The 24,146-nt window shown below is 67.3% G+C and carries 24 protein-coding genes; 15 read left to right on the top strand and 9 right to left on the bottom strand.

All coding sequences use genetic code 11. The annotated features are described in order from the left end of the window. Positions 1-60: 60 nt before the first annotated feature. From FVQ98_RS02390 to FVQ98_RS02380, 3 genes are all read right to left on the bottom strand, one after another. Positions 61-387, bottom strand: a complete 327-nt coding sequence (locus FVQ98_RS02390; protein WP_147911833.1) for a hypothetical protein — start codon at positions 385-387, stop codon at positions 61-63. Positions 388-542: 155 nt separating this feature from the next. Next, a complete protein-coding gene (trmL, locus tag FVQ98_RS02385) occupies positions 543-1,004 on the bottom strand; it encodes a tRNA (uridine(34)/cytosine(34)/5-carboxymethylaminomethyluridine(34)-2'-O)-methyltransferase TrmL (RefSeq protein WP_147911832.1) in 462 nt (153 codons plus the stop codon). A gap of 57 nt (positions 1,005-1,061) precedes the next feature. Next, positions 1,062-1,778, bottom strand: a complete 717-nt coding sequence (locus FVQ98_RS02380) for a ComF family protein (protein WP_147911831.1) — start codon at positions 1,776-1,778, stop codon at positions 1,062-1,064. A 108-nt stretch (positions 1,779-1,886) separates the two neighbouring features. Here FVQ98_RS02380 and FVQ98_RS02375 point away from each other — a divergent pair, with 108 nt between their 5' ends. The 8 genes from FVQ98_RS02375 (at position 1,887) to FVQ98_RS02345 (ending at position 8,724) form a co-directional block, all read left to right on the top strand. Continuing rightward, positions 1,887-2,807 (top strand): class I SAM-dependent methyltransferase, encoded by a 921-nt coding sequence (locus FVQ98_RS02375; protein ID WP_147911830.1) that lies wholly within the window; start codon positions 1,887-1,889, stop codon positions 2,805-2,807. Between the two features lie 87 nt (positions 2,808-2,894). Then, positions 2,895-3,410 carry a DUF2244 domain-containing protein gene (locus FVQ98_RS02370; protein WP_147911829.1) on the top strand — a complete coding sequence of 172 codons (516 nt, stop codon included), beginning with the start codon at positions 2,895-2,897 and terminating at the stop codon, positions 3,408-3,410. 22 nt (positions 3,411-3,432) lie between these two features. Continuing rightward, positions 3,433-5,034: a cytochrome c oxidase subunit II gene (gene coxB / locus FVQ98_RS02365; protein ID WP_147911828.1), complete on the top strand. Its 1,602-nt coding sequence runs from the start codon at positions 3,433-3,435 to the stop codon at positions 5,032-5,034. 42 nt (positions 5,035-5,076) lie between these two features. After that, positions 5,077-6,717 (top strand): cytochrome c oxidase subunit I, encoded by a 1,641-nt coding sequence (ctaD, locus tag FVQ98_RS02360; protein WP_147911827.1) that lies wholly within the window; start codon positions 5,077-5,079, stop codon positions 6,715-6,717. 37 nt (positions 6,718-6,754) lie between these two features. Beyond that, the gene (locus tag FVQ98_RS19850) at positions 6,755-6,871 is read left to right on the top strand and encodes a cytochrome oxidase small assembly protein (RefSeq protein WP_222707546.1); all 117 of its coding nucleotides are present in this window, start codon (positions 6,755-6,757) and stop codon (positions 6,869-6,871) included. Positions 6,872-6,885: 14 nt separating this feature from the next. Next, positions 6,886-7,503: a cytochrome c oxidase assembly protein gene (locus tag FVQ98_RS02355; RefSeq protein WP_147911826.1), complete on the top strand. Its 618-nt coding sequence runs from the start codon at positions 6,886-6,888 to the stop codon at positions 7,501-7,503. Next, positions 7,500-7,754: a DUF2970 domain-containing protein gene (locus FVQ98_RS02350; RefSeq protein WP_147911825.1), complete on the top strand. Its 255-nt coding sequence runs from the start codon at positions 7,500-7,502 to the stop codon at positions 7,752-7,754. Before FVQ98_RS02355 ends, FVQ98_RS02350 begins: the two co-directional genes overlap by 4 nt. A gap of 88 nt (positions 7,755-7,842) precedes the next feature. After that, entirely contained in the window at positions 7,843-8,724 is an 882-nt protein-coding gene (locus tag FVQ98_RS02345; protein WP_147911824.1) for a cytochrome c oxidase subunit 3, read from the top strand. Positions 8,725-8,814: 90 nt separating this feature from the next. Here the strand turns inward: FVQ98_RS02345 and FVQ98_RS02340 are convergent, their stop codons facing one another. Continuing rightward, positions 8,815-9,060, bottom strand: a complete 246-nt coding sequence (locus FVQ98_RS02340; RefSeq protein ID WP_147911823.1) for a twin transmembrane helix small protein — start codon at positions 9,058-9,060, stop codon at positions 8,815-8,817. A 6-nt stretch (positions 9,061-9,066) separates the two neighbouring features. Between FVQ98_RS02340 and FVQ98_RS02335 the strand changes: the two genes are divergently transcribed. Genes FVQ98_RS02335 through FVQ98_RS02315 form a run of 5 tightly spaced genes read left to right on the top strand, consistent with a single transcriptional unit; the run spans position 9,067 to position 13,258 of the window. Continuing rightward, positions 9,067-9,807, top strand: a complete 741-nt coding sequence (locus FVQ98_RS02335; protein WP_255507589.1) for an SURF1 family protein — start codon at positions 9,067-9,069, stop codon at positions 9,805-9,807. 46 nt (positions 9,808-9,853) lie between these two features. Further along, the gene (locus FVQ98_RS02330; RefSeq protein ID WP_147911822.1) at positions 9,854-10,489 is read left to right on the top strand and encodes an SCO family protein; all 636 of its coding nucleotides are present in this window, start codon (positions 9,854-9,856) and stop codon (positions 10,487-10,489) included. Between the two features lie 24 nt (positions 10,490-10,513). Continuing rightward, positions 10,514-11,710 (top strand): COX15/CtaA family protein, encoded by a 1,197-nt coding sequence (locus tag FVQ98_RS02325; RefSeq protein WP_147911821.1) that lies wholly within the window; start codon positions 10,514-10,516, stop codon positions 11,708-11,710. Then, on the top strand, positions 11,707-12,636 hold the full coding sequence (gene cyoE / locus FVQ98_RS02320; RefSeq protein WP_147911820.1) for a heme o synthase: 930 nt from the start codon (positions 11,707-11,709) through the stop codon (positions 12,634-12,636). The genes FVQ98_RS02325 and cyoE overlap by 4 nt, the downstream gene beginning before the upstream one ends. Positions 12,637-12,646: 10 nt before the next feature. After that, positions 12,647-13,258 carry an SCO family protein gene (locus FVQ98_RS02315; protein ID WP_147911819.1) on the top strand — a complete coding sequence of 204 codons (612 nt, stop codon included), beginning with the start codon at positions 12,647-12,649 and terminating at the stop codon, positions 13,256-13,258. 120 nt (positions 13,259-13,378) lie between these two features. On the opposite strand, the gene FVQ98_RS02310 is transcribed toward FVQ98_RS02315, so the two are convergent. After that, positions 13,379-14,365 carry a Bug family tripartite tricarboxylate transporter substrate binding protein gene (locus FVQ98_RS02310; RefSeq protein ID WP_147911818.1) on the bottom strand — a complete coding sequence of 329 codons (987 nt, stop codon included), beginning with the start codon at positions 14,363-14,365 and terminating at the stop codon, positions 13,379-13,381. 443 nt (positions 14,366-14,808) lie between these two features. After that, positions 14,809-15,711, bottom strand: coding sequence for a DMT family transporter (locus tag FVQ98_RS02305; RefSeq protein ID WP_147911817.1), 903 nt, complete (start codon positions 15,709-15,711; stop codon positions 14,809-14,811). 105 nt (positions 15,712-15,816) lie between these two features. On the opposite strand from FVQ98_RS02305, the gene FVQ98_RS02300 reads away from it, so the two are divergent. Then, positions 15,817-16,761, top strand: coding sequence for a helix-turn-helix domain-containing protein (locus tag FVQ98_RS02300; RefSeq protein WP_147911816.1), 945 nt, complete (start codon positions 15,817-15,819; stop codon positions 16,759-16,761). Between the two features lie 57 nt (positions 16,762-16,818). On the opposite strand, the gene rpoH is transcribed toward FVQ98_RS02300, so the two are convergent. Together rpoH and FVQ98_RS02290 are read right to left on the bottom strand one after the other, a co-directional pair. Next, a complete protein-coding gene (gene rpoH, locus FVQ98_RS02295; RefSeq protein WP_147911815.1) occupies positions 16,819-17,754 on the bottom strand; it encodes an RNA polymerase sigma factor RpoH in 936 nt (311 codons plus the stop codon). A gap of 235 nt (positions 17,755-17,989) precedes the next feature. Further along, a complete protein-coding gene (locus FVQ98_RS02290) occupies positions 17,990-20,725 on the bottom strand; it encodes a bifunctional acetate--CoA ligase family protein/GNAT family N-acetyltransferase (RefSeq protein ID WP_147911814.1) in 2,736 nt (911 codons plus the stop codon). 286 nt (positions 20,726-21,011) lie between these two features. Between FVQ98_RS02290 and FVQ98_RS02285 the strand changes: the two genes are divergently transcribed. Further along, positions 21,012-21,593, top strand: a complete 582-nt coding sequence (locus FVQ98_RS02285; protein WP_147911813.1) for a YceI family protein — start codon at positions 21,012-21,014, stop codon at positions 21,591-21,593. Positions 21,594-21,746: 153 nt separating this feature from the next. On the opposite strand, the gene FVQ98_RS02280 is transcribed toward FVQ98_RS02285, so the two are convergent. Continuing rightward, the gene (locus FVQ98_RS02280; protein WP_147911812.1) at positions 21,747-24,062 is read right to left on the bottom strand and encodes an NADP-dependent malic enzyme; all 2,316 of its coding nucleotides are present in this window, start codon (positions 24,060-24,062) and stop codon (positions 21,747-21,749) included. Positions 24,063-24,146 lie beyond the last annotated feature (84 nt).

Here is a 24,146-nt window from a genome sequence, read left to right as displayed (position 1 = left end):
GGTTTGCGCGCTGATTTGGCTTGAAACCCCTGCGGCCTGCGCAGGCCGCGCCAAGCGCCGTCAGACGGCGCGCAGCTGCTTGGACGGCAGAAAACCCTGGAACAGCGGGCGCAGCGTATCGATGCGGGCCGCGGCCTCGGCCTGGCCAAACTGCTCCGACACGGCCTGGTACACCTCGCTGCGCAGCAGCCACAGCTGTACCGCTGTGGTGGCGCCCGACAGCTGCATGCGGATGCGGCGCACGGTTTTCAGTTCGCAGTCGATCACGCGCTCCAGCATGGCGGTGCGAATGCGCGTCAGGTCGGCGCTGTCGGCCACGCGCTGGCCGCCGAGGCGCTGCCCTACGGCCAGGGCAGCTGCGACAAGCGGTTTGAGGGCGGGAGGCATGGTCGGGACTCTTACAGCAATCGGTGCAGTGCACCGGTAGGCGAAGTCTATTGATCTTGAAACGAGCCGACACCTTTTCACACGCAATGCGACCGCCTCGGGCCTCAATGCGGTGGAAAAAGCACGGTTCGCGGCGGTTGCGCGTCGTCGGCTTTTCAGGCAAAGCCGCACTGCCGCCAGGCTTCGAACACCGTGACCGCGACCGCATTAGACAGGTTCAGGCTGCGCTGACCGGCGCGCATCGGCAGGCGCAGTTGCTGCGCCGGGGCGATCGTTTCGCGCAGCGTCGGTGGCAAACCGCGCGTCTCGGCGCCGAACACCAGCCAGTCGCCGGCCTGGAATGCGACATCGTGTACGGCACGCGTGCCGCGCGTGGTCAGCGCGAACAGGCGCTGCGCGTCGGGCTGGCAGGCGGCCAGAAACGCGGGCCAGTCGACGTACCGGCGGACCTCGGCGTACTCGTGGTAATCCAGCCCGGCGCGGCGCATGTGCCGGTCGTCCATCGAGAAGCCCAACGGTTCGATCAGATGCAGCGCGCAGCCGGTGTTGGCTGCCAGGCGAATCACGTTGCCGGTGTTGGGCGGGATCTCGGGCTCAACCAGGACGATGTGGAACATGGGGCGCCATTGTGACTTGGTGCCTGCGCGCCACGGCAGATCGCGCTCGCACTCGGTTCAGTGCTCGGCCGTGCGTGCTAGCGTGACCGCAGTGACGTAGCGCGCACCGGCCGCGCGCACGCTGTGCGCAGCTTCAAAAAGGCTGGCGCCAGTGGTCATCACGTCGTCGACCAGCACCACACGCCGGTCTGCCAGTTCGGCCGCGCGCCGGGGCTCCACCGCGTAGGCGCCGCGCACGTTGCGCAGCCGCTGGGCGCGCGGCAGCCCGTGCTGAGGCGGCGTGTGGCGCGTGCGCAGCAGCAGGTCCAGGCGCAGGCTGCCCGGTGGCGCTGCCAGGTGCCGCGCCAGCAACTGGGCCGGGTTGTAGCCGCGCTCGGCCAGGCGCTCGTCCGACAGCGGCAGCGGCAGCACGAGATCGGCACTCGCCAGCGCAGCGACCACGCCGGACGCGGCCTGCAGCAGATGGCCGAGCGGCGAGGCCAGACCCGGTTCAGCGTGGAACTTGAACTGCGCGATCACCTCGGTCCACGGCCAGGCGTAGGGCAGGGCGGCCAAGCAACTGTCTACCGGCGGCGGCGCACGCAGGCAGGCGCCGCAGACAGGCGCGCCGCCTGTCACCGGCAGGGCGCAGCGCTGGCAGCGCGTGGTGTGGGGGGCGAAACGTGTCACGCAGCGCGCGCACAGCGTGAGCGCTGGCCAAGCGTGGCACACGCGGCACTGGCTGGGCAGCGCATGGCGCCAGTCTGGGCCAAACAGGCGGTGCAGCGGGCGCATGGGTGGTGTGTTTGGAGGCGGCGATGTGATCGCGGCGCATCAGCATGGGTCTATGGGGCCGCAGCTGCCGCGCAGGCGGCCTCAATATACTGCGCTGTGCCATCCGCCATGCCTGCCGACCGTCCGCCCACCCTCGACCCCGTCGCCGCCGAACGCTGGGCGACGAGCGCATGGACGGCGTCGCCCTGGCTGCATGAGGAAGTCGCCCGGCGCATGGCCGAGCGGCTGGAGGTGATCCGCCTGCCGGTGCAGCAGTGGGCCGACTGGGAGCCTGAGCGCGGCGGACTGGGCGGTCATGCGTTGGTGGCTCAGCACTATCCGAATGCGAAGTGTTATTGGGTCTCAGGGCAATACGAGTCTGCGCAGGATGCTTCTAAAAACATAGTGAAGCCCTGGTGGAAGCGATGGGCGACCACGCCGCGCGCCAGCCGCGAGGAGCACGTCACCGCACCGCCTGACGGCAGTGTGCAACTGGTCTGGGCCAACATGTTGGCCCACCACGTCGCCAAGCCGGACGAGCTGTTGGGCGCGTGGCACCGTGCCCTGTCGGTCGACGGTTTCGTCCTGTTCTCGTGCCTCGGGCCCGACACGCTGAAGGAGTTGCGCGCGCTGTACGCACGGCGGGGCTGGCCGCCGCCCGCGCACGAATTCACCGACATGCACGACTGGGGCGACCAACTTGCCGCTGCGGGTTTTGCGGAACCGGTGATGGATATGGAGACGCTGACGTTGCAATTCGAAACACCCGAACGAATGCTGACCGAATTGCGGGAACTCGGGCGCAATCTGGGTGTCGGCCGTTTCCCCGGCCTGCGTGGACGCGGTTGGCGTGACACCTTGTTGAGTGAGCTTGATTTGGGCCTGCGTGCGCCGGCAGGCGCAGGGCCGATGACCCTGAGCTTCGAAGTGATTTATGGGCACGCGCTCAAGCCCGCGCCTCGCCATTCGCTGACGGGGGAGACCCACATCGCGCTGGACGATCTGCGCACCTCGTTGCGGCAACGCAAACGAAAATACCCACCCGTTTGAGTTTTATCAAAGCCTCCTGGGGAGTCGGTTAAACTTGCTTGCAACAGCGTGAAAGCTTCACGCGGCGGTTGGCCCAGGAGGCAAGCCTTGCAGGATTCGTCGACATTCCGGTTTGCGCATGTCAGCAGTCATGCACTGGCGTGGCGCTTGCGTCGCAACTGCAGCGTGACGCCCGCGCAACTCGGTTGGTTTTACGCGTCCCTTTGCCTTGTTTCGACCCTTGTTGGCGCATGGTTCTGGATGCTCGGCGCGCCGCTCGTGCTGGGGTTCGCGGGGCTGGAGTTGCTTGCGCTGGGTGTGGCCATACTGGTCTACGCCAGGCACGCGACAGACGGAGAGACGGTGTTGCTGCAGGACGGTCGATTGATCATCGAGCGTGACCGGGCCGGTCGGGGTGAGCGGATGGAGTTTTCCAGCGCGTTTGTCCAGGTCCGCTTATCGGAAGGCCGGGGCGCGTTGATCCATATCGGCGCGCATGGCAGGCAGATCGAAGTGGGTCGCCACGTGCGCCCGGAATGGCGGCAGGCATTGGCAGGGGAGATGTGCCGGGCATTGCGCACCAGCGGTGCGGGGTTCGGGACGGATCGGGAAGTGGTTGTGTAAGGCACTGAAGAACGTGAGCACGATGAAGAGCATTGCAACACGGCTGGCTGGCGTTTCCCGCCACGCCACCATCTGGACTGCGGCCTGGGCCGCCACGGGCGCTTTCGCGGCGCGCGTGAACGATCTGCCCGGCGGTCCCGCCGTTAATCAGCTGAACCTTCCGCCGCCGGTCACGCGCATCGCCGAAGCGCAGCACGGCCTGCACTGGATGCTGCTGATCATCTGCTCGATCATCTTCGTCGGCGTGTTCGGCGTGATGTTCTATTCGATCTGGAAGCACCGCAAATCGCAGGGCGCCAAATCGGCCAGCTTCCACGAGTCCGTCACCGTCGAGGTGGTCTGGACCATCATCCCCTTCCTGATCGTCATCGGCATGGCGCTGCCTGCCACCAAGGTGGTGGTTGCGCAGAAGGACACTTCCAACGCCGATCTGACCATCAAGGCCACCGGCTACCAGTGGAAGTGGGGCTACGACTACATCAGCGGCGAAGGCGAGGGCATCGGTTTCCTGTCTACGCTCGATTCATCGCAGCGCGCGCTGTCCGACGCCGGCACGCCGGCCGGCGACGACTACCTGCTGAAGGTTGACCATCCGCTGGTCGTGCCCGTCGGCAAGAAGGTGCGTGTCATCACGACCGCCAATGACGTCATCCATTCCTGGATGGTGCCGGCCTTCGGCGTCAAACAGGACGCGATCCCTGGTTTCGTGCGCGACACCTGGTTCCGCGCCGAGAAGACCGGCGACTTTTACGGCCAGTGCGCCGAGTTGTGCGGCAAGGAGCACGCGTACATGCCGATCCACGTGAAGGTGTTGTCGCAGCCCGACTACACCGCTTGGGTGGAAGGCGAGAAGAAGCGCCTGGCCGCGCTGGCCGACGACCCCAACAAGGTCTGGACGCTGCCTGAGCTGATGGCCCGTGGCGAGAAGGTTTACGCCGCCAACTGCGCTGCCTGCCACCTGGAAAACGGCAAGGGCGGTGGCGCCATCAAGCCGCTGGACGGCAGCGCGATCGTGCAAGGTCCGCTGGGCGAAGAAATGCACGTGGTGCTGGAAGGCCGTGCCAACGGTGCCATGCCGTCGTGGAAGCAGCTGTCCGACACCGAGCTGGCTGCCGTGGTGACCTACACCAAGAACCACTGGAGCAACAAGACGGGTCAGCTGGTCCAGCCGGCCCAGTTCAAGGCGGCGCGCGCGGGTGAGTTCCCCGCTGGCGGCGCAGCTGCGAAGACCGAAGCCGCGCCTGCACCGGCCGTTGCTGCCCCTGCGTCGGCTGCAGCGCCGACGACCGCTGCCGCGCCGGCCACAGGCATGCCCTATCAGGTGTTTTTCGCCACCGGCAAGAGCGACCTGGACACAGAGGCCAGTGCGACCCTGAAGGCCGCTGTGGACTACCTTAAGGCGCACCCGGACGTGAAGATCGCCCTGTCGGGCTTCGTGGACTCGACCGGGAACGCTGATGCCAACAACGAACTGGCCAAGAATCGCGCCACCGCCGTGCGCGATGCGCTTCAGGCTGGTGGCGTGGCGGGCGACCGCATCGACATGCGCAAACCGGAAGTCATCACCGGTGCGCAGGGCGCCGACCGCGAAGGTCGCCGCGTGGACATCGTCGCGGCCCAGTGAGCTTGACCGCATCCTGATAGACCAGATTTCGGAATTCCTCCCATGAGCGCCGTTCTTCCTCCTCACGCCGGTCACCACCCCGACCACGCCCACGACCACCACGACGATCATCACCACACGCCAACCGGCTGGCGCCGTTGGGTGTTTGCCACCAACCACAAGGACATCGGCACGCTGTACCTGCTGTTCTCGTTCACCATGCTGATGGTGGGCGGCGTGCTGGCGCTGATGATCCGCGCCGAACTGTTCCAGCCCGGCCTGCAACTGGTCAACCCTGAGCTGTTCAACCAGCTGACCACCATGCACGGCCTGATCATGGTGTTCGGCGCGATCATGCCGGCCTTCGTGGGCTTCGCGAACTGGATGATCCCGCTGCAGATCGGCGCATCCGACATGGCCTTCGCGCGCATGAACAACTTCAGCTTCTGGCTGCTGATTCCGGCGGCCATCATGCTGGTGGGTTCGTTCTTCATGCCCGGCGGTGCGCCCGCTGCCGGCTGGACGCTGTACGCGCCACTGACGCTGCAGATGGGCCCCTCCATGGACTCCAGCATCTTCGCGATGCACATCATGGGCGCCTCGTCGATCATGGGCGCGATCAACATCATCGTCACCATCCTGAACATGCGCGCTCCGGGCATGACGCTGATGAAGATGCCGATGTTCTGCTGGACCTGGCTGATCACCGCCTACCTGCTGATCGCCGTGATGCCCGTGCTGGCCGGCGCCATCACCATGACGCTGACCGACCGCCACTTTGGCACCAGCTTCTTCAACCCCGCCGGTGGCGGCGACCCGGTGATGTACCAGCACATCTTCTGGTTCTTCGGTCACCCCGAGGTCTACATCATGATCTTGCCGGCGTTCGGCATCGTCAGCCAGGTTGTGCCCGCCTTCGCCCGCAAGCGCCTGTTCGGCTATGCCTCGATGGTGTACGCCACTTCGGCCATCGCCATCCTGTCCTTCATCGTGTGGGCGCACCACATGTTCACGACCGGCATGCCCGTGACCGGCCAGCTGTTCTTCATGTACGCCACGATGCTGATCGCTGTGCCGACCGCCGTGAAGATCTTCAACTGGATCGCCACCATGTGGCGCGGCTCGATGACGTTCGAGACGCCCATGCTGTTCGCCGTCGGCTTCATCTTCGTGTTCACCATCGGTGGTTTCACCGGCATCATCCCGGCCGTCGCACCGATCGACACGCAGATCCAGGACACCTATTACATCGTCGCCCACTTCCACTACGTGCTGGTGGCAGGCTCGCTGTTTGCACTGTTCTCCGGCTACTACTACTGGGCGCCCAAGTGGACTGGGGTGATGTACAGCGAGACGCGCGGCCGCATCCACTTCTGGTGGTCGATCATCTCGTTCAACATCACCTTCTTCCCGATGCACTTCCTGGGTCTGGCCGGCATGCCGCGTCGCTACGCCGACTACCCGATGCAGTTCGCCGACTTCAACATGATCGCGTCGATCGGCGCCTTCTTCTTCGGCTTCGCACAGGTCTACTTCTTCCTGTTCGTAGTGCTCCCCGCCATGCGCGGCCAGGGCGAGAAGGCACCGCAGAAGCCATGGGAAGGCGCGGAAGGCCTGGAATGGGAAGTGCCTTCGCCGGCGCCGTTCCACACCTACGAAACACCGCCGAAGCTCGATGCCACCGCCACGCGCGTGATCGGCTGACCATCAAAGCGGAGCGAAACGACGTACCTTGTCTGACATGACCACATCTGAGCAGAAGAAGCGCAATGCAAGGCTGGGCCTGATCCTGGGCTCGGTGGCGATCGCCTTCTTCATCGGCTTCATCGTCCGCATGGTGGTGCTGGGCGGCGGGTAAGCGGCGGGCGCGCGATGGCACTCCGAACCGAAAACCTCAAGATGGTGGGCAAGCTGGCCGTGGTCGCGCTCGGCATGTTTGCCTTCGGCTATGCGCTGATCCCGATTTATCGCGCGATCTGCGAGGCCACCGGCATCAACATCCTGTCGATCACAGAAAAGCAGGTGCCCGGCAACGGCCTGACCAGCGCCGCTGCGGCGCGCACCGCCAACACCCAGATCGACAAGACGCGCACCATCACCGTTGAATTTGATGCCAATGCACGCGGCCCGTGGAGCTTCAAGCCGGCACAGCGCTCGCTTCAGGTTCACCCCGGCGAGCTGGCCACGGTGATGTACGAGTTCCAGAATGTCCAGAACCGCACCATGTCGGCGCAGGCCATTCCCAGCTATGCACCGAGGCAAGCGGCGCCGCATTTCAACAAGCTGGAATGCTTCTGCTTCAACCAGTACACGCTGGCGCCGGGTGAGAAAAAGGATTGGCCGGTCGCCTTCGTGATCGATCCGCGCATCCCCAAGGACGTGACGACGATCACGCTGTCGTACACCTTCTTCGAGGTCGGTGGCAAGGTGCCCTTGCCGCCTGAGGCCAGCGCCGCAGCGACCAATGCCAAAACGGGAGCAGGCGCATGAACGCCGTGCGCCAACCTGATCCGGCGCGCGAGGCGTCGCCCGAGGTGCAGCCTCCGTCGTTCTGGCGGTCGATGCGCATGGTGGCCTGGGGGCTCTTGGGCATCCGCAAGCGCAGCGAGTACCAGCAGGACTTGGCGCAGGTCAGTCCGTTCCACGTGGTGATTGCCGGGCTGGTGGCGCTGGTGCTGTTCATCGTGGTGCTGCTGTTGATAGTCAACTGGGTGGTGGCCAGCGGGCCTGCCGCGGCCTAAATCGAGATTTTTGAGTCGAAACCTTTTCCCGCGCCGTACGGATAAGCGCGAGTAGCTATAAATTGAAGAGCACAGGAGTGAAGTGAAGATGTCGAGCACCGCACACGGCCACACGCCGTACTACTACGTTCCCGCGGAGTCCCGGCACCCGGTGATGGCAGCCATCGGGCTGTTCCTGGTGATCCTGGGCGCCTCCCAGTGGGTCAATGGCTCGAACTGGGCGCCCTATGTGTTCTTCGCTGGCCTGGCCTGGTGGCTGTTCGTGCTGTACCAATGGTTTGGCGACGCCATCCGCGAAAGCGAAAACGGCTTGTACGGTCGCAAGATCGACCTGTCCTACCGCTGGAGCATGAGCTGGTTCATCTTCTCTGAAGTGATGTTCTTCGGCGCCTTCTTCACTGCGTTGTGGTGGGCGCGCGAGCACTCGGTGCCGGCGCTGGGCGGTCTGGACAACGCGCTGCTGTGGCCCGACTTCAAGGCGGTGTGGCCCAGCCTGGCGCCAGGCGCCACCGCGTCGCCGGCCGGCATCGTCGAGCCTTTCCAAACCATGGGCCCGTTCTGGCTGCCCACGATCAACACCGCGCTGCTGCTGACCTCCGGCGTCACCCTGACGATCGCTCACCACGCGCTGGTGGCCAACCACCGCGCGCGCTGCATCATCTTCATGTGGATCACCGTGATCCTGGGCGCCACCTTCCTGTGCGTGCAGGGTTACGAGTACTACCATGCCTACACCGACCTGAACCTCAAGCTCAGCTCCGGCGTCTTCGGCTCGACCTTCTTCATGCTGACCGGCTTCCACGGCTTTCACGTGCTGGTTGGCATGCTGATGCTGCTGTTCATCACGCTGCGCCTGATGAAGGGCCACTTCACGCCCGAGCGCCACTTCGGCTTCGAAGGCGCGGCCTGGTACTGGCACTTCGTGGACGTGGTCTGGCTGGGCTTGTACATCCTGGTCTACTGGATGTGACGCCTCCGGCGGCCGAACGAAAAAGAGCGCCGCAAGGCGCTCTTTTCGATTGATTGCCCGCTTTGGCCCTAGACAGACCTGCGCAAGCTGCTATGGATTTTGTGGCAAACCCGATGGCTGGATATAACCCAGCTTCCAGGCCAGCAGTATGCAGACGAACAGCAGTACCGAGATACCGACGCGCAAGGCCAGCGCCCAGACCATGTGGGCGGCGCGCTTGGGGTCGTCCGGCTCGCCGGGCTTGTCCTTCTTCATCATGAAGAACAACGCCGACGCCAGGCTGCCCAGAATGCCGACGAAGGCCAGCCCGATCAGTACCTGTTTCATGGAGCGCATTATCCCGTGACCCGGCGCACCTTCACCTGGCGCGATGGCCTGATCCTTGTTGCTGCCGTGGTCGGCATCGTGGTGACCTTCAGGCTGGGCCTGTGGCAGCTGTCGCGCGTCGACGAGAAAGAGGCCCAGCAAGCCGCCATGGACGCGCGGGAACAGCTGCCGGCCATCCCGCCCGCGGCACTGGTGGCGGCACGTGAGCCCGCGCAGACCGATCCGCTGCTGCACCGCGCCGTGCGCCTGGACGGGCAGTGGCTGCCCGACGCGACGGTGTTCCTGGACAACCGTTCCATGGATGGGCGGGCCGGCTTTTTCGTGCTGACGCCGCTGCGGCTGGCGGGCGATGCCGGCGTTGTGCTAGTGCTGCGCGGCTGGGCACCGCGCAATTTCCAGCAGCGCGATGCATTGCCGCCGGTGCCAACGCCCGCTGGCCCGGTGGCCGTCACCGGCCGCGTGATGGAGCGCGTGCCTGCGGTCTTTGCCCTTGGCCAGGAATCGGGTGGGCGAATCCGGCAAAATCTCGACTTGGGCGCGTACCGCGTCGAAACCGGCTTGCCGCTCGCCGCCACACTGGTGCAGCAAACGGGTCCTGCCTCCGACGGCTTGCAGCGCGACTGGCCGCCGCCCGCCACCGGCGTCGACAGAAACTACGGCTACGCCTTCCAATGGTTTGGGCTCTGCACGCTGATGGCCCTGCTTTTTCTCTGGTTCCAAGTTGTCCGACCTTTCCTCCGTTCCCCCCGCGCCTGAGCGCCCCCCAGGCCGGGACGAGCCGCTCGGCCTCACCGTGCATGCCATGCCCGCGCCTGCCGACGCGATGGCGCAGGACGGGCAACGCACGCGCTCCGGCCGCTGGAAGATGCTGCTGCTGGCGCTCGTATGCGCGGCCCCGGTGGTCGCCTCGTACTTCAGCTACTACGTCGTGCGCCCGGGCGGTGGCACCAGCCTGGGCCAACTGATCGATCCGCAGCGCCCCGTGCCCACCTTGGCGGCCACCGACCTGAACGGCCAGCCGTTCGATCTGCAGTCGCTCAAGGGCCAGTGGCTGCTCGTCAGCGTGGGCGGCGCCAAATGCGACGCGCGCTGTGAAAGCAACCTGTACCTGCAACGCCAGCTGCGCGAAAGCCTGGGCAAGGACAAGGAGCGCCTGGACTGGGTCTGGCTGGTGACCGACGATGAGCGCGTGCCCGACGCCCTGCGCCCGGCGCTTGCGCAGGCCACGGTGGTGCGCGTGCCCGAGGCGGAACTGACCCGATGGCTCGAGCCCGCGCCCGGCCATGCCCTGGCCGAATCGCTGTACGTGGTCGACCCGATGGCGCATTGGATGATGCGCTTTCCGGCGCTCGACAAGGCCAACGCCTCCAAGGCCAAGCGCGACATCTCGCGCCTGCTGCGTGCGTCGGCCTCCTGGGACCAGCCGGGCCGCGAATAGGCCAATTGCCGCGCGACTGCGACCATGGACACCACCCCGCTGTACAACCTGAGCCCGGCGCTGCACCTGATGGGCATGGGCTTGCTGCTGGCCATCGGGCCGTTGCTGTGGCTGCGCCTGCGCAGCCAGGGCGCATCGCCCGCGCGGCGCCTGCAGGCGCTCACGGTGCTGACGCTGTTCCTCACTTTTGATCTGGTGCTGTTCGGCGCCTTCACCCGCCTGACCGATTCCGGCCTGGGCTGCCCCGACTGGCCCGGCTGCTACGGCAAGGCCAGCCCCGTGGGCGCGCGCGAGCACATCGCCGCCGCGCAGGACGCCATGCCGACCGGCCCGGTCACGCATGGCAAGGCCTGGGTCGAGATGATCCACCGCTACCTGGCGACCACCGTCGGCGTGCTGATCATCGCGTTGGCCGTGGCCACGTGGGTCGAATGGCGCCGCGCGCGCCGGGCTGCGGCGGGACCTGGCGGGGCTGGCCAAGGCAGCGCCATCCTGCATCCGGGCTGGCCGCTGCTGACGCTCGCCTGGGTTTGTGCGCAGGGCGCGTTTGGCGCGCTCACGGTCACCATGAAGCTGTTCCCCGCCATCGTCACGCTGCACCTGCTGGGCGGCGTTGGCCTGCTGGTGCTGCTGGCGGCGCAGGCCGAGCGCTACCGCCAGGCCGCAGGCCAACCGGCCGAAGTGCTGGGCAGCGGCGTGCGCATGCTGCTATGGGTAGCGGCCATTGCCGTTGGGGTGCAGATCGCCTTGGGGGGCTGGGTCAGCACCAACTATGCCGTGCTGGTCTGCAACACGTTCCCGATGTGCCAGGGCAGTTGGTGGCCCGAGATGGACTTTGCCCAGGGCTTCGAGCTGTGGCGTCCGCTGGGTCTGTCGGCCGATGGCTCGCAGCTCGAATTCCATGCGCTCACGGCCATCCATTACACGCACCGCTTGTTCGCCTACGCCGTCTTCGTGCTGTTGGGCGTACTGGCCTGGCGCCTGCACCGCAGCGGCCGCCTGGTGCGTCAGCGCCGCTGGATTGTGGCGCTGGCCGTCATGCAGCTGGTGACCGGGCTGTCCAACGTGGTGCTCGACTGGCCGCTGGTCGCTGCGGTGTTGCACACCGGCGGTGCGGCGGCGCTGATGACCGTGCTGGCCTGGGCGCTGTGCGCCAGCCGCACGGCTGCGCAGACCCGCGCCGTGCCCGCCACCGACCTGCGTCGCGAGGTGCGCGCATGAGCAGCCGCCCCGCTCCCAAAGGCGCGCCGGTCGGCGCCGCCACGGCGCTGCCCAGCATGCCGATCTGGCGCCAGTACTACGTGCTGACCAAGCCGCGCGTGGTGCAACTGATCGTCTTCTGCGCGTTGATCGGCATGGTGCTGGCCGTGCCCGGCCTGCCCAGCTGGGCCGACCTGCAGCGCATGGTCATCGCCTGCGCCGGCATCTGGCTGGTGGCCGCCGCCGCCGCGGCCTTCAACTGCTTGGTAGAAAAGGCCATTGACGCCAAGATGAAGCGCACCGCCTGGCGCCCCACGGCGCGCGGCGAAATGTCCGACGTGCAGGCGCTGGCGTTTTCTGGCGTGCTGTGCGCCATCGGCTCGGCCATCCTGTATGTGTGGGTGAACCCGCTGACCATGTGGCTGACGTTCGCTACCTTCGTCGGCTACGCGGTGGTCTACACCGTGATCCTCAAGCCGCTCACGCCGCAGAACATCGTGATTGGCGGCGCGTCCGGGGCCATGCCGCCGGTGCTGGGCTGGGCCGCGATGACCGGCAGCGTCGGCCCCGAGGCGATGATCCTGTTTTTGATCATCTTCCTGTGGACACCGCCGCACTTCTGGGCGCTGGCGCTCTACCGGGTCGAGGACTACCGCAAGAGCGGCCTGCCCATGCTGCCCGTCACGCACGGCAACGAATTCACCCGCCTGCAGATCCTGCTGTACACCTTTATCCTCACCGCCGCGTGCCTGCTGCCCTTCATCTACCGCATGTCGGGCTGGATCTACCTGGTGGCGGCGGTGGTGCTGAACATCGGCTTCATGGGCTACGCGTTCAAGCTGTGGCGCAGCTATTCCGACCAGCTGGCGCGCAAGACCTTCCGTTTCTCCCTGATCCACCTGTCGCTGCTGTTCGCCGCGCTGCTGGTGGACCATTACCTGGTGTGAGTTCCCCCGCATGCGACGTCGAAATGCTCTGAAATCGGTAGCTGCCTGCGCAGTTGTGGCAGGCGCCTCAGGCCTTTTGGCGGCTTGCGACCCGAGCAAGCCGCAGTTTTACGCCATCGACATCACCGGGGCCGACTACGCCAAGGACTTCCAGCTGACCGACTTCGACGGCAAGCCGCGCACGCTGGCCGACTTCAAGGGCAAGGTCGTCGTGCTGTTCTTCGGCTTCACGCAGTGCCCCGACGTCTGCCCGACCACCATGACCGAGCTGGCGCAGGTCAAGCAGTCGCTGGGCGCTGACGGCGACAAGGTGCAAGGCCTGTTCGTCAGCATCGACCCCGAGCGCGACACCCCCGCCGTGCTCAAGGAATACATGCGCAACTTCGACCCGACGTTTCTGGGCTTGTACGCCGGCTCACCCGAGAAGCTGGCCGCGCTCGCCAAGGACTTCAAGGTGTACTACAAGAAGGTGGACGGCAAGACCCCCACCAGCTACACCATGGACCACACGGCGGCCAGCTTCATCTACGACCCGCAGGGCCGCCTGCGTTTGTACGCGCGGTACGGCATGGGCGCCCAGCCGCTGGCGAACGACATCAAGCTGCTGATCCAGGGCAACTGAGCGGGCTCGACGGATTTCAAGAGAAATCGGCCTCAAGCCCTACAACCATCTGCGCAGGCAGCTATCAAATAGAGAGTAAAAAGGGTGCCATCGGCACCCTTTTTACTGAGTGTCAGCCCCTCATTCGGCCTTGATCTGCTGCGCCCGGATGATGTTGCCCAGCACCTGCGCATCGCTGCGGATGCGGTTGCCCAGCGCTTCGGGCGACGAGCCCATGGCTTGCCAGCCTTGCTGGAACAGGCGCTGGCGCATCTCCGGCGTGCGCACGATGGCGCTGACGGCGGCCGCCAGCTTTTCCACATGCGCCTTGGGCATGCTGGCCGGCGCGGCCACGGCGTTCCAGATCTCCAGGTTGAAGTCCTTCACGCCCGCATCGGCCATGCTCGGCAGCTCCGGCGCCAGCGTGCTGCGCCCGCTGGACGTCACCCCAATGCCGCGCAGCTTGCCGGCCTTGATCTGCTGGTTGGCCAACGCGGGCGGCAGCATCGACAACTGCAAATCGCCCGCCACCAGCGCCGTGAACACCTGCGGGTAACCGGGGTAGGGCACGTGCACCGGCGCGATGCCGGCGCGGCTTTTCAGCAGCTCCATGCCCAGGTGCCCCACCGTGCCCACGCCGGGCGAGCCGTAGCTCCATTTGGCGCCGGCCGCGCGCGCGGCCGCCAGAAAGGCTTTGGCGTCCGCGCCGGGCGCGCCGGCCGGCGCCACCAGCACCAGCGGCGCCACGCCGACCAGGCTCACGGGCGCCAGGTCCTTCAGCGGGTCGTAGCGGACGGCCGGGTTCAGCAGCCGAGCGATCGTCATGTTGCCGTTGATCATCAGCCCGATGGTGTGGCCGTCGGTTGCTTTGGCCACGGCGTCGGCGCCGATGTTGCCACCCGCGCCGGTGCGGTTGTCCACGATCACCGGCTGGCCCAGCGCCTTTTCCAGCGGTTCGGCCAACGCGCGCGCCGTCAGGTCGGGCGACGAGCCGGCCGGAAAGCCGACGATGATGCGCAGCGGCTTGCTGGGCCAGGCGTCGGCCGCCAGCGCCGTGCCAGCCGCGCAGGTCAGGGCGAGGCACAGGGTCGACAAAACGATGCGACGGGATCGGTGCAAAGCGTGCATGGGACTGTGGGGCGTGGATGAAGACGATGAGAACGGGCCGCGGCGCGCGTCGCCAGCTTCGCAGGAGGCCGGGCTGGCGCTGGCGGCAGCGCGGTCCGCAGTGGTCGGCAACTGTACTCCCTTCCTCGCCTTGAGCCTGTACCGCGGCGTTCGGCAGTGGCGGCACCGCGGTACCGGCGCAGTAGATGGTGCGTCTCGGCTGGGGAGCAGAACGCCAAGGCATCACCTTGCGGTTGCATGCCGGGTTGTCGGTCTTTCAGCCCCGGCGCGCTGATACCGCGGCGGTCACCCGGGCAACGCGACGATCCTCTCCCGCCCGCTTCGGCGCGCATTGCGCGGATCGGCATCTGGCACGCGGCATGGGTTGGCCTCCCGTCATCATGCATCGGCTGAATGCTCCAATTTGGATAGCTGCCGCCGCAAGTCCTGCCAACGCCAGAGCCTTATTTGGTCGATGGTTGGGCGCCGACCGGAATGCGCCGAGGTTTGCGGAAGATGATGACGTTGCCCGCCATCACCAGCGCCAACCCGGCCAGCGCCGGTGTGGTGAAGCGGTAGCCTTCAACGACCGACGAGATGGTCAGCGCAACCAGCGGAAACAGCACCGTGCAATAGGCCGCACGTTCTGGCCCCAGCCGCCCGACCAGGATGAGGTACGCGGTGAAACCCACCACCGAGCCGGCGACCGCCAGATACAGCCACGCGCGGACATAGGTGGGCGAGGCGTCGAACGACGGGGCCACGCCCGCCGCCAGGCTGCCCACCGCCAGCACTAACGCGCCCCACGCCATGCCCCACGCATTAGTCAACAGCGGCGTTTCGCCCAGCGCCTGCAGGCGCGCCGACAGCAGGTTGCCGCATGAAAAGCACAGCGTGCCGCCTAAAGCCCAGCCAAGGCCCGCCAGCGTTTGCGCGCCAGCGCCGTGCGCCGCAATCTCAGGCCAGAACATCGCTATGAGGCCCGCCAGTCCCAAGGCCCCGCCGCCCAGCACGGGCGCAGTCAACGGGCGACCAAACACCCACCGCGCACCCAGCGCATTCCACAGCGTCGCAGTGGAAAACACCACCGCCACCAGCCCGGACGGAATGAAGCGGCTGGCGTTCATGAAGCAGATGAAGTTCACGCAGAACAAGCACACCCCCTGGGCTGCCACCAGCGACCACGCGGCCCGCACAGGCGGCCGCAGCTGGCGCCGCGCGACCAGCAGCGCAAGCAGCACCGCCGCCGCCAGCGCAAAACGCCAGACGATCGACCAGACAATGGGCACGCTACCCAATTGCAGCTTCAGCGCGATCCAGGTGCTGCCCCAGACGAGCACTGTGATGACGTAAAGAAAGGTATTCATGGCGCCGACCAGTGTCGGCCCGCGGCGCTGCACTGCATTGCACGTTTCTGCGGTTTGTGTGCGCCGCCCAGCGCTGGCGGCACCGCCGCGTTGTTACAGTGCAGCATGCCCGATGCCGACCAAGTCCACACCCCTGTCAGCCCCAGCCGGGTGGACGACGCGCTGCGGCTTTCGCGGGCGCGCCTGCACCGGCGTGCTGCGCTGGGCGACGGGCTGTCGGTCGCGCTGTGGTCCAACCAATACGACGCGGTGCGCTATTTGCCCACGCACCACACGATGTCGCTCTACCTTGACGGGGGGCGCAGCACCTTTCGCGAAGATGCGCCGCAGCAGCGCGGCGCCCCAGGGAAGTTCTGCCTGATGCCGGCCGGCCAGCCCGTCAACTGGGTGGTGGGCGAGCTGCAGCACTTTGTGCACTTGTACTTCGCGCCGGAGCAGCTCGGCCCCCTGGCGCTGCGACTGCTCGACCGCGAGCCGCGCGAGGTGCGCCTGCCGGAGCTGAATTTCACCGATGACGCCGTGCTCACCGGCCTGATGGCGCGGCTGGCCGGGTTGGACTGGTCCACGCCCGAGGCTCGCCTGCAAGCAGGCGAGCTGGGCCATGCTGTGCTGGCGCACTTGTTGATCGCCCATGGCCAGCGCACGGCGGGGCAGCGCCTGCGTGGCGGGTTGGCGCCGGCGCTGCGTCGCCGGCTGGCCGACTGGCTGCAGGCACACCTAGCCGACCAGATCACCGTGGGCGAGATGGCGGCCTTCTGCGCACTGTCAGAGCACCACTTCGCCCACGCGTTTAGCGCGTCCTTCGGATGCGCCCCGCACGCGTGGCTGGCGGCCCGGCGCATTGACCGCGCGGCCGACTTGCTGCGGTGCTCAGGCGAAATGGGCCTGGAAGCCGTGGCCGCGGCCAGCGGACACGCCAGTGCCAGTCATCTGGTGCGGCGCTTTCGTGCAGCGCGGGGCCTCACGCCCGGCCAGTACCGTACCGGGGCGGCGCGCACTAGGCGCTCCGGGGTTGACCAAAGCGTGGGCGCCACAGCCGGCATGACATAAAAAAACCCGCCGGAGCGGGTTGGGGATGGTAGGGCGCCGAACTTGCGCGGCACACGGTCACGCGTATTCGGCCAACGCGGCCTTCATCTTCTTCATGGCGGCCACTTCGATCTGGCGGATGCGCTCGGCGCTGACGCCGTACTCGGCCGCCAGCTCATGCAGCGTCATGCCGCCAGAGCCGTCGTCGTTCACGTTCAGCCAGCGCTCGGTCACGATGCGGCGGCTGCGCTCATCCAGGCCTTTCAGGGCTGTGGCGATGCCTTCGGTGGCCAGCACGTCGCGCTGGGCCGACTCGAGCATGGCCGTCGGCTCGTGGTTGGCGTCGGACAGGTAGGCGATCGGGCCGAACGCCTGTTCGCCATCGTCCGACGGGCTGGGGTCCAGCAGGATGTCGCCGCCCGACAGGCGCGTTTCCATCTCGCGTACCTCGATCGGCTTGACGTTCAGCTCGCGCGCCACCACGTCGATCTGCGCATCGGTCAGCGCGTCGCGGTGGGTGATGTCGGCCTCGGCGTCCTCGGTCTTGAAACCCTGCTTCATGGACCGCAGATTGAAGAACAGCTTGCGCTGCGCCTTGGTGGTCGCCACCTTGACCAGGCGCCAGTTCTTCAGGATGTACTCGTGAATTTCGGCCTTGATCCAGTGCAGCGCGTAGCTGACCAGGCGCACGCCCTGGTCGGGGTTGAAGCGCTTGACGGCCTTCATCAGGCCGACGTTGCCTTCCTGGATCAGATCGGCGTGCGGCAGCCCGTAGCCGAGGTACTGGCGCGAAGTGGAAACCACCAGGCGCAGGTGCGACAGCACCAGCTTGCCGGCGGCCTCCAGGTTGTCGTCGTCGCGCAGCTCGCGCGCAAAACGCTGCTCTTCCTCCTGGGTGAGCATGGGCAGGCGGTTGACGGCCGTGATGTAGGCGTCCAGATTGCCCAGCGGCGGAACGACGGCCCAGGGATTGGCCAGCGCCACCGCGTTGGAAGCGGAATCCGTATGGGTCATCTTGGAATGTCCTTTCATATTGCTCAAGTATTTTAGCACTCTCTTGGAGCGAGTGCTAAAAGGAAAGTTCCGCCAGGATGCTCACTCTAGTACCGACGCTGGCGTCCTGCGCGTCGGACAAGGCGCCATGGTGATGTAAATCCTATGAAACAGGGCGCTGGCCCTACAACCACCTGCGCAGGCAGCTATCAGTATTGATGTAAACGCCCCCTCGCCACCCCCATCTTGAGCCAGGTCAGACCGCGTCCCGCGGCTTGCGGCGAGCACCCCCACGGCCTGCGGGTGTTTTGGCGGGCTGCAGCGCCAGGCTCAGGTGCACAACGGCAGGGTCGGCCGGGTCCGAGGTTTCGGTGAAGCCGAGCGCGCGGCCCAGCGTGCGCATGCGCTCGTTTTCTGCGAGCACGGTGGCGGCCAGGCGCTGCGTGCCGGCGGCGCGCAAGGTGGTGATCAGGCGAGCCATCAGCAACTGACCCAGGCCTTTGCCTTTCAGGCCGGGGCGCACGATGATGCCGAATTCGGCCACCTGGTTGTCGGGGTCGGTGATGGCGCGCGCCACGCCCAGCGTCTGCTCGCGCCCGTCCGGCGCGGGTGCGGTGGCGACGAAGGCCATTTCGCGGGTGTAGTCCACCTGCACCAGGCGCGCCAACTCGCCGCGCTCCAGCCGGCGGCGGCTGTGAAAGAAGCGCATGCGCAGGTCTTCTGGCGCCAGGCCGTCCATGAAGTCGCGGTGCGCGGCCTCGTCCTCCGGTCGGATCGGCCGCAGGGTGACGCGCTGGCCCCACCAGTCCACCGTTTCCACCAGCTCCGACGGGTAAGGCTGGATCGCGAAGTGCGCCGCGCCCGCCGGGCGGTCGGCCGAGACGCGCACGCGCGCATCCAGCGCCACGGCGCGTTCGTGGTTGACCAAGAGCGGGTTGATGTCCAGCTCGGCCACTTCAGGGATGTCGGCCAACAGGCGCGACACGGCTTCCAGCGTTTGCACCACCGCGCCCAGGTTGGCGGGCGGCACATCGCGGTAACCCTCCAGCAGGCGCGCCACGCGTGTGCGGCCGATCAGCGCGCGCGCCAGCGGAGCGTTGAGTGGCGGCAGCGCCATGGCGCTGTCCTTCATCACTTCGACGGCGGTGCCGCCCTGGCCGAACAGGATCACCGGGCCGAACACGCGGTCGATGCTGGCGCCGATGATCAATTCCTGCGCCTGCGGCAGGCGCACCATCTGCTGCACGGTGAAGCCATCGAGCCGCGCGTCGGGGTGCACCTTGCGCACGCGCTCCAGCATGCGCTCGGCCGCCGCGTGCACGTCGGGCGCGTCCTGCAGGTTGAGCGCGACGCCACCCACGTCCGACTTGTGGCTGATGTCTTCCGACAGGATCTTGAGCACCACCGGAAAGCCCAGGCGCGCCGCTTCGGCCGCGGCCGCTGCCGGGTCGGCCGGGACGGTGCGCGTGGCGACCACCGGAACGCCGTACGCCTCGCACACGGCCTTGGCCTCGGGCTCGGTCAGCATGTCGCGGCCGCTGTCCAGCACCTGGCGGACGATGGCGCGCACGCGCTCGGCGTCGGGCGCGGGCGCGCTGGCTGCGCCATCGGCGGGCGGCGCTTCGGTCAGCTCGGCCTGGTTGTGGGCGTAGCGCTGCAGCATGCCGATGGCGGCGACGGCCTGCTCGGGCATGTCGTAGCAGGCGATGCCGGCGCGCACGAAGACTTCGCGCGCCTCGGCCACCGCCGGCCCGCCGATCCAGCTGGCGATCACCGGCACCGGGCGCTGGCCGGCGGGCTGGATGGCCGGCACCATCGCTCGGGCGATGTCCACCGAAGGCACAATGGCCGTGGGCGCGTGGATGAACAGGATCGTGCCCGCCTCTTCGGGGTGGCGCGCAAGCACCTGAAGCGCGTCCACGTACCGCTGGGCTGGCGCGTCGCCGATGATGTCCACCGGGTTGCCGCGCGACCAGTTGGCGGGCAGCACGGCGTCGAGTTCGCGCAGGGTGGCGTCGCCCAGCGTGGCCAGCGGCACGCCCATGGCCGCCGCGGCGTCGGCCGCCAGCACGCCCGCGCCGCCGCCGTTGGTGAGGATGGTGACGCGGTCGCCGATCGGCGCGCGAAAGCGCGTCAGCACCTCGGCCGCCAGAAACAGCTGCTCCAGGCTGTCCACGCGCAGCATGCCGGCGCGCGCGATGGCGGCGTCGTACACCTCGTCCGCGCCCGCCAGCGCGCCGGTGTGCGAGGCGGCGGCACGGCTGCCTTGTTCGCTGCGCCCGGCTTTGACCACGATCACCGGCTTGTTGCGGGCCGCGGCCCGCGCGGCAGACATGAACTTGCGCGCGTCGTCGATGGCCTCGATGTACAGCAGGATGGCGCGCGTGTGCGGGTCGTTGGCCAGGTAGTCGAGCATGTCGCCGAAATCGACGTCGGCGTGCTCGCCCAGCGACACGAAGCACGAAAAGCCCACGTGGCGCGCCTCTGCCCAGTCGAGCATGGCCGTGACCAGCGCGCCCGACTGCGACACGAAGGCCAGCTGCCCCGGCCGCGCCGGGATGTGCGCAAAGCTCGCGTTCAGGTGCGCGTGCGGCGCCAGCAGGCCGACGCAGTTGGGCCCCAGGATGCGCATCAGGCGCGGGCGCGCCGCGTCCAGCACGGCCTGCTTCTGCGCCGCCGTCAGGCCCGCGGTGATGATCACCACCGCCTGCGTGCCCAGCGCCGCCAGCTGCTGCACCAGGTCCACCACCGTGGCGGGCGGCGTGCAGATCACCGCCAGTTCGGGCACCTGCGGCAGTTGGGCGACGCGCGCGTAGCAGCGCTGGCCGCCCAGTTCGCGGTATTTCGGGTTGACCGGGAACACCGGCCCGGTGAAGCCGCTGCTGCGCATGTTGCGCCACAGCGTGCCGCCCACGGAAAAGGCGCGTTCCGAGGCGCCGATGACGGCCACGGATGCCGGCTGGAACAGGGAGTCGAGGTGGCGAATGCTCATGGGGCGTGAATGGCGGATCGGCAGGTGCGACGCAGGGACAGGCCCGCTGCGTTGCATGAAACAGGATTTACCATGGCTTTTGAGTTCAAATGGTTTGAACAAAGCCGCGAAATCGGGTGGGTTATGACCTGTCCATTTGACCCTAAGATGGTGACCGTCCGATGGGGCGGCCCGCCGACGGGCCCCTCAGCCGCTTCGCTAGCCACCCGTCGCACCGCCGCGCTGCGGCCCCGGCGCCCGGTCGCTGGCGCCGCCCCCTTTCACCCCACTGCCAGGAGAACAACGCATGTCCTCTCGTTTTGCCGCTTCGCTGATCGCCGCTACCTTGGGCTTGACGGCGCTGGCCGTCCAGGCCGCGCCCGCCACCTACAAGATCGACGACGACCACACCTACGCCACCTTCGCCATCAGCCATTTCGGCGCCTCGGTCAACCGCGCGCGCTTCGACAAGGCCGACGGCACGATCGAGTTCGACAAGGTGGCGCGCAAGGGCAAGATCGACGTGACGGTCGACGTCAAGAGCATCGCCAGCGGCTCGGCCGAATTCGACAAGCACCTGCAGGCCCCCGACCTGTTCAACGCCGAGAAGTTTCCAACCCTGCGCTTCGTGTCCGACCGCCTGGTCTACAAGGGCGGGAAGCTGACGGAGGTGCCGGGCCAACTGACGCTGCTGGGCCAGACGCACCCGGTCACCCTGAAGGTCAAGCAGTTCGCCTGCTACGACAACCCAATGGCCAAGACCGAGGCCTGCGGCGGCGACTTCGAAGCCGTGATCGACCGCAGCCAGTGGGGCATGAACTTCGGCGCCGACTTCGGCATCACGAAGAAAGTCACCATCGGCGCCACCATCGAAGCGTTCAAGCAGTAAACCAGCGGGCGGACTGATTCAAGAGAAATCGACCTCCAGCCCTACAGCCACCTGCGCGAGCAGCTATGGATAGGGTAGCAAAAAGCGGGCCGAGGCCCGCTTTTTTCAATGGGCACAGCCTCAGTTCGCCACGCGGCGTGAAGCGTGCGCCGTTCACTTTGCCCGCTGGCGCGCCGCCGCTTCGGCCACGGCCAGGGCGGTCATGTTGACCAGGCGGCGCACGGTGGCCGAAGGCGTCAGCACATGGGCCGGTGCGGCGGTGCCCAGCAGCATGGGGCCGATGGTCACGCCGCTGCCCACCGTGATCTTCAGCACGTTGAACAGGATGTTGGCCGCATCCAGGCTGGGGCAGACCAGCAGGTTGGCCTCGCCGTGCAGCGTGCTGTCGGGCACGGCCTGCGCGCGCAGCGCGGTGGACAGGGCGTTGTCGCCGTGCATTTCGCCATCGCATTCAACATCGGGCGCCATCTCGCGGAACAGCTCGCGCGCCCGGCGCATTTTGAGCGCGCCCGGCCGCTTGGACGAGCCGAAGTTGGAATGCGACACGAAGGCCACCTTGGGCGGCACGCCGAAGTTGCCCACCTCGTCGGCGGCCATCTTGGCAATGGCGGCCAGCAGCTCGGCGCTGGGGTCGTCGTTGACGTAGGTGTCGGTGATGAACAGCGTGCGCTCGGGCAGCATCAGCGCGTTCAGCGTGGCGTAGCCGGGCGCGCCGGGCTCCACGCCGATGATGTCGCGGATGTGGTCCAGGTGCGCGTCAAAACGCCCGACGGTGCCGCACAGCATGGCGTCGGCATCGCCCAGGTGCACCATCAGCGCGGCAATGACCGTGGTCGAGCGGCGCACCGCGGCCTTGGCCGCCTCGACGGTGACGCCGTTGCGCGCCATCAGGCCATGGTAAGTCTCCCAGTAGGTGCGAAAGCGCGGATCGTCCTCGGGGTTGACGCATTCGATGTCCTTGCCCAGGCGCATGCGCAGGCCGGCTTTCTGGATGCGGGTTTCGATCACCGCCGGCCGGCCGATCAGGATCGGCGTGGCCAGGCGGTCGTCGATGGCGATCTGGGCCGCGCGCAGTACGCGCTCGTCCTCGCCTTCTGCGTAGGCCACGCGCTTGTGGTCGGGCGCCGCGGCCTTGGCGGCGGCGTAGACCGGGCGCATCACCATGCCGGTCTGGTAGACAAAGCGCTCCAGGCTCATGCGGTAGGCGTCCATGTCCTCGATCGGGCGCGTGGCCACGCCCGAGGCGGCGGCGGCCTTGGCCACCGCCGGGGCAATGCGCATGATCAGGCGCGGGTCGAACGGCGTCGGGATGATGTAGTCGGCACCGAACTGCAGGTCCTTGCCGGCGTAGGCGGCGGCGACTTCGGCGCTGGTCTCGGCCTTGGCCAGGTTGGCGATCTCGTGCACGCAGGCCAGCTTCATCTCCTCGGTGATCTTGGTCGCCCCGCAGTCCAGCGCGCCGCGGAAGATGTAGGGGAAGCACAGGACGTTGTTGACCTGGTTCGGGTAATCCGAGCGCCCGGTGGCGATGATGCAGTCGGGCCGCGCAGCCTTGGCATCTTCGGGGCGGATCTCGGGCTCGGGGTTGGCCAGCGCCAGGATCACCGGCTTGTCGGCCATGGTCTTGACCATCTCGGGCGTCAGCACGCCGGCGGCCGAGCAGCCCAGGAACACGTCCGCGCCCTTGACCACGTCGGCCAGGGTGCGCGCGCCGGTGTCGGGCTGGGCAAAGCGCGCCTTGCTCTCGTCAAAGCCGCCCGGGCGGCCCTGGTAGATCAGGCCCTTGGAGTCGCAGGCGAACACGTTCTGCGGCTTCACGCCCAGCGCCACCATGACGTCCAGACAGGCGATCGCCGCCGCGCCGGCGCCGCTGACGGCCACCTTCACGTCGCCGATCTTCTTGCCCACGAGTTCCAGCCCGTTGAGCAACGCGGCGGCGGAGATGATGGCCGTGCCGTGCTGGTCGTCGTGGAAGACGGGGATGTTCATGCGCTCGCGCAGCTTCTTCTCGATGTAGAAGCACTCGGGCGCCTTGATGTCTTCCAGGTTGATGCCGCCCAGCGTGGGCTCCAGGCTGGCGATGATCTCGACCAGCTTGTCCGGGTCGCGCTCGTCCAGTTCGATGTCGAACACGTCCACGCCGGCGAATTTCTTGAACAGGCAGCCCTTGCCCTCCATCACCGGCTTGCCCGCCAGCGGGCCGATGTCGCCCAGGCCCAGCACGGCGGTGCCGTTGGTGATGACGCCCACCAGGTTGCCGCGGCTGGTGTATTCGGCCGCCTTGGCCGGGTCGGCCTGGATGTCCAGACACGGGTAGGCGACGCCGGGCGAGTAGGCCAGCGACAGGTCGAGCTGGTTGGACAGCGGCTTGGTCGCGTTGACCGCGATCTTGCCGCGGGTGGGGGAGCGGTGGTACTCGCGCGCTGCGTCGCGCAGGGCCATCTCGGTGGGCGAGAGCGGCTTGGTCATGGGGATATGCCTCCTGGTGATTCGGTGCCGGGGCCGGCGACCGGCCCAGGTGGGCGCGCGGTGTGTTGCAGGCCTCGCCGCTAG

This window comes from Ottowia flava, assembly GCF_008017535.1.
In the GTDB taxonomy this organism is placed as follows: Bacteria; Pseudomonadota; Gammaproteobacteria; order Burkholderiales; family Burkholderiaceae_C; genus Ottowia; species Ottowia flava.
This window is presented reverse-complemented; position numbering and strand designations above follow the sequence as displayed.

What these genes read in the sequence shown, in the direction of transcription:
- FVQ98_RS02390 (WP_147911833.1), bottom strand. Translation starts at nt 387, where the DNA reads ATGCCTCCCGCCCTCAAACCGCTTGTCGCAGCTGCCCTGGCCGTAGGG.
- trmL (WP_147911832.1), bottom strand. Translation starts at nt 1,004, where the DNA reads ATGTTCCACATCGTCCTGGTTGAGCCCGAGATCCCGCCCAACACCGGC.
- FVQ98_RS02380 (WP_147911831.1), bottom strand. Translation starts at nt 1,778, where the DNA reads ATGCGCCCGCTGCACCGCCTGTTTGGCCCAGACTGGCGCCATGCGCTG.
- FVQ98_RS02375 (WP_147911830.1), top strand. Translation starts at nt 1,887, where the DNA reads ATGCCTGCCGACCGTCCGCCCACCCTCGACCCCGTCGCCGCCGAACGC.
- coxB (WP_147911828.1), top strand. Translation starts at nt 3,433, where the DNA reads ATGAAGAGCATTGCAACACGGCTGGCTGGCGTTTCCCGCCACGCCACC.
- ctaD (WP_147911827.1), top strand. Translation starts at nt 5,077, where the DNA reads ATGAGCGCCGTTCTTCCTCCTCACGCCGGTCACCACCCCGACCACGCC.
- FVQ98_RS19850 (WP_222707546.1), top strand. Translation starts at nt 6,755, where the DNA reads ATGACCACATCTGAGCAGAAGAAGCGCAATGCAAGGCTGGGCCTGATC.
- FVQ98_RS02355 (WP_147911826.1), top strand. Translation starts at nt 6,886, where the DNA reads ATGGCACTCCGAACCGAAAACCTCAAGATGGTGGGCAAGCTGGCCGTG.
- FVQ98_RS02350 (WP_147911825.1), top strand. Translation starts at nt 7,500, where the DNA reads ATGAACGCCGTGCGCCAACCTGATCCGGCGCGCGAGGCGTCGCCCGAG.
- FVQ98_RS02345 (WP_147911824.1), top strand. Translation starts at nt 7,843, where the DNA reads ATGTCGAGCACCGCACACGGCCACACGCCGTACTACTACGTTCCCGCG.
- FVQ98_RS02340 (WP_147911823.1), bottom strand. Translation starts at nt 9,060, where the DNA reads ATGCGCTCCATGAAACAGGTACTGATCGGGCTGGCCTTCGTCGGCATT.
- FVQ98_RS02330 (WP_147911822.1), top strand. Translation starts at nt 9,854, where the DNA reads ATGCCCGCGCCTGCCGACGCGATGGCGCAGGACGGGCAACGCACGCGC.
- FVQ98_RS02325 (WP_147911821.1), top strand. Translation starts at nt 10,514, where the DNA reads ATGGACACCACCCCGCTGTACAACCTGAGCCCGGCGCTGCACCTGATG.
- cyoE (WP_147911820.1), top strand. Translation starts at nt 11,707, where the DNA reads ATGAGCAGCCGCCCCGCTCCCAAAGGCGCGCCGGTCGGCGCCGCCACG.
- FVQ98_RS02315 (WP_147911819.1), top strand. Translation starts at nt 12,647, where the DNA reads ATGCGACGTCGAAATGCTCTGAAATCGGTAGCTGCCTGCGCAGTTGTG.
- FVQ98_RS02310 (WP_147911818.1), bottom strand. Translation starts at nt 14,365, where the DNA reads ATGCACGCTTTGCACCGATCCCGTCGCATCGTTTTGTCGACCCTGTGC.
- FVQ98_RS02305 (WP_147911817.1), bottom strand. Translation starts at nt 15,711, where the DNA reads ATGAATACCTTTCTTTACGTCATCACAGTGCTCGTCTGGGGCAGCACC.
- FVQ98_RS02300 (WP_147911816.1), top strand. Translation starts at nt 15,817, where the DNA reads ATGCCCGATGCCGACCAAGTCCACACCCCTGTCAGCCCCAGCCGGGTG.
- rpoH (WP_147911815.1), bottom strand. Translation starts at nt 17,754, where the DNA reads ATGACCCATACGGATTCCGCTTCCAACGCGGTGGCGCTGGCCAATCCC.
- FVQ98_RS02290 (WP_147911814.1), bottom strand. Translation starts at nt 20,725, where the DNA reads ATGAGCATTCGCCACCTCGACTCCCTGTTCCAGCCGGCATCCGTGGCC.
- FVQ98_RS02285 (WP_147911813.1), top strand. Translation starts at nt 21,012, where the DNA reads ATGTCCTCTCGTTTTGCCGCTTCGCTGATCGCCGCTACCTTGGGCTTG.
- FVQ98_RS02280 (WP_147911812.1), bottom strand. Translation starts at nt 24,062, where the DNA reads ATGACCAAGCCGCTCTCGCCCACCGAGATGGCCCTGCGCGACGCAGCG.